The 3,311-nt window shown below is 58.6% G+C and carries 2 protein-coding genes and 1 pseudogene; 1 reads left to right on the forward strand and 2 read right to left on the reverse strand.

From position 1 onward, the window contains the following. Window positions 1-164: 164 nt before the first annotated feature. The gene (locus BN1233_RS38510) at window positions 165-1,226 is read right to left on the reverse strand and encodes a polysaccharide deacetylase family protein (protein ID WP_046868954.1); all 1,062 of its coding nucleotides are present in this window, start codon (window positions 1,224-1,226) and stop codon (window positions 165-167) included. Window positions 1,227-1,697: 471 nt separating this feature from the next. Then, on the reverse strand, window positions 1,698-2,369 hold the full coding sequence (locus tag BN1233_RS38515; protein WP_147707780.1) for a methyltransferase domain-containing protein: 672 nt from the start codon (window positions 2,367-2,369) through the stop codon (window positions 1,698-1,700). An 831-nt stretch (window positions 2,370-3,200) separates the two neighbouring features. On the opposite strand from BN1233_RS38515, the pseudogene BN1233_RS45550 reads away from it, so the two are divergent. After that, window positions 3,201-3,311: pseudogene (locus tag BN1233_RS45550) on the forward strand (integrase core domain-containing protein); the annotation flags it as partial.

Here is a 3,311-nt window from a genome sequence, read left to right on the forward strand (position 1 = left end):
GCCTTAAGAACCATGTAATACTCTGGACAAGGTTGCAAAGATAAGTCCTTCAAGGTGTCATAGCCGCATCGTTCCGTAGTTTACGGCGATTAATCCGATGTAAGAAGAGGCTAATTCGTATCGGACCTCACTTCGCAGCCACGTGAAGCCGGCTACTTAATGAGCTATCCCACATTGACGCGTCGCGCACCGTTCGAAAGGAAAAGGGCAGTGCCCGTTAACAAAGAGCGAAGTGCGTGTTCGTTCTGGAAAAGGCCATTGATGGAAACGCGAGGCAAAGCGTGAAGGTGATCGGCATGCGCGCTGAAGATGTGACCAGGGCGCGTGGTGACGGCAGTCGAATAACCTGCGGCCATCGTGACCTCGAATTCGCGCGGCCCTACTGCGCTTCTGTCTCCGAACGGATAGGCGAAATGTCGGACAGGACGACGGAGGTGCTGCTCAATCACCAGTCGACTCTGAGCAATTTCTCGTCGACTCGAGTTAAGGCTCTCGTTCGCAAGGACCGGATGGGACAAGGTGTGAGCTCCGACTGTCACGGAGGAGTCTTCACCTAAGGCGCGCAGCTCGTCCCAAGAGAGGCAGTGCTCCCACACAGCGTTCGCCCCGCCCGTCCCGGCTTGCTCCCGAAGAGGTTGCAGGAGGGTCTCAAGCTCAGCTTGGGGCTTCCGGCGCATCATTCCGTAGATGGCTGTGAAGGCGTCGAGTTTCTCGCGCACGGTTTTAGATCGAAGCAAGATCGGAGGGCCAGCAGGAGCACAAATGCGGATCTCGGGTAAGGTGGCGACTGCTTCCTCTAATTCAAGCCACCAGAGCCGGCCAGTGCCCTCCGCGAATTGCGAAGTCACGTAAATGGTCCATGGTGCACTGTGCTTGCGGAGAACCGGTAGGCCGAACTCTAGATTGTCCCGATATCCGTCGTCGAAGGTGAGGACCGCAAAGGGGTGGTTGGGTGCACGTTCGCGCACGGCATGCGGAACGTCGTCCAGCGAAATCAGGCGGAAGCCCATAGCCTTTAATGTGGAGAGGCACAGATCCAGGAACTCGGGCGAGATTTCGAGCATTTGGTTTGGAGCAAACGGCCGGGCCTTCCAGGGCCGCACACGATGGAACATCAAGATGACACCGCGCCCGGTTGTAAGCGGGCCTAGCCAGTGATCTGCTCCGGTCGCTTCAATCACCGCAAACCCGAGGCTATACAGACGATGACGCAGCGATCGTGCCATGACAATTTATTCGTTGCAGACTACCGCGGAGCAGGCCGTTGGAAACGGCGACCCACACTACGCTGCCAGTTGCAGCTCCAGATCCTGATCAACTATTACACGCCAAGCCATTGGCCAGCGCAAGAGGCTGGTTCACGGCGATATAAGGCAGGAGACTTATCCGGTTCGCTTCGGTTGCAGCCAAGACGAGAGCTTCTCGCGAGGAGGTCGTATCAGGTTGCGATGCGGCGCAGTTCTAAAGGCGTCAGAAGAGGCGCTCGGCCAAGCCGCGGCACCGATAAGCCTCAATCAAGGACAGGAGACTGTCCGGCTGGCCATGGGAAACGATAGCTTGGTTTCAGAGAGGGCGTCGCCCCCCTCGGAATGCCTCCCAGGTCTCTCAACCCTTTCAGGGGAAGGGCTCCCCGTTGCAGGAACGCTCGGATAGCCTCCCTCCAATGAGGGTCTTGACAACTGTCACGGCACCTCACCTCACCAGGCATGGAGCTGTCCTGGCTTTTGGGCCTGAATGAGGGCGCCGCTGGTCGTCAAATCTGTGTCAGACAGGTGAGCGAATCGCGGAGCGAGCTGTGAACGAGAAAGCCGGGATGCGCTCACGACCCGGTTATCGCATACAATGCGGTAGCCCAGCGACGTGAGCATTCGCAGGTGGGCCGAATGCGGCTCACGATTGAGTTGCCCCCTGCGCTTGCCTTGAAAGGCTTGCCACAGCCAGTCAGAGCACGCCCAATGACCGTTCCATTCCTTGGTAACGCCGTGCGATTTGAAGTCGACCTGGTGCGAGACTACGCCACCGCACTTAAGCCACCGGTCCATCTCCCGATAGACGCTGGGAAGATCACTGGGATACTGCAGGACAGCTTGCGAAATCACGAGATCAGCGACTTGATCCTCAATTGAGTCCTTTGCGTAAGGGGCGACGTAGCTCAGTAGACCAGCAGCAGTGGATGTGCCCCCCGCATCCTTCAGAGCATCACGGATGGCCGCCTGGCGTCTTGGGTAGAGTATGCGATCCAAGTGGCCCGTGGGAAGTACGTCCGAGGGAAACGTATCGGAGGAGAGCCGCGGCTTCACGAGTGGGAACTCTGCATCATCTGGGATGGCGGTGCGATCCTTGAAGAGTTCTACAAGCTTGTCGAACACCGCGAGATTACGATCCGCCTGAGCATACCGGACCGAATCGAGCGCTACATATCGATCCGCACAGGAGAGAAGGGCCGCAAGGCCTACTCCGAGGGTATCGCCGGGGCCGATCTCAACGACAGTGCCAAATCTCGTGGGAAGGCCACTTTGGTGCAACATCGAGAGATGGCGAAGCCAGACCGAGTAGCAATACCTCGCCGAACTAGTGCCTCCGGTCCGCTGCATCGTGATGTTCTGCAGCCCCGGGATGTGGGTCGCTACAGCAACAAGGATCGCCCTAAACGTGATCGGCACCCCACCAACCTCCTGAAGCAGTAGCCCCGACCCTATTCATCCTATCACCGACGGACGAAATGGTGGACCGCGATTGACCTGCCACAGCAGCTGTGATCCCGGTCAAGATTGTCAAAGAGTCCGAAGAAAAAGTGGGCTCGCAGTGCACCCACCCCGGCGGGCGGCCGGGCAATTCTTTCCATAGATCAGCCAAAACCGCCGGCTCGGGAAGACGCGGGGGCTACCGTCACATCCATCAAGGCCGTCCTCCATGCCGCCTCCGTCATACTCCTCACGCGATGACTGGCCCGATCTGGAACTAAAGATGGCTCATCTTGGGCCAATGCTGCCACGCTCTCGAGTCTCTCAAAGCTTATTGATGCGGCTGGACCGGGCGGCGAGGTCTTGCTGCGCGCTGACCAAGGCGCCTACAAGCTGAGCCGCGAGGTGTTCATTAGGGATGGTGGCACCGCCGATGCCCCCGTCACGATTCGCGGGGTTGACGTTAACGGTGCGGCACGAAGCGCGGAGTTCATCGGAACACGCGCCGAAAATGCCTGGCATGACATCGCGCCTGGTAAGCCGACGCAGAACAGCATCTGCGAGAGCTTCCAGGGCCGCCTGCGCGACGAGTTCCTGAACGAGACCCTGTTCTTCGGCCTCGATCAT

Origin of the sequence: Microvirga massiliensis, from assembly GCF_001006805.1 — a bacterium.
GTDB lineage: Bacteria > Pseudomonadota > Alphaproteobacteria > Rhizobiales > Beijerinckiaceae > Microvirga > Microvirga massiliensis.

Excerpts from the sequence above, each read along its gene's own strand:
- BN1233_RS38510 (WP_046868954.1), bottom strand. The coding sequence starts at position 1,226 with ATGGCACGATCGCTGCGTCATCGTCTGTATAGCCTCGGGTTTGCGGTG.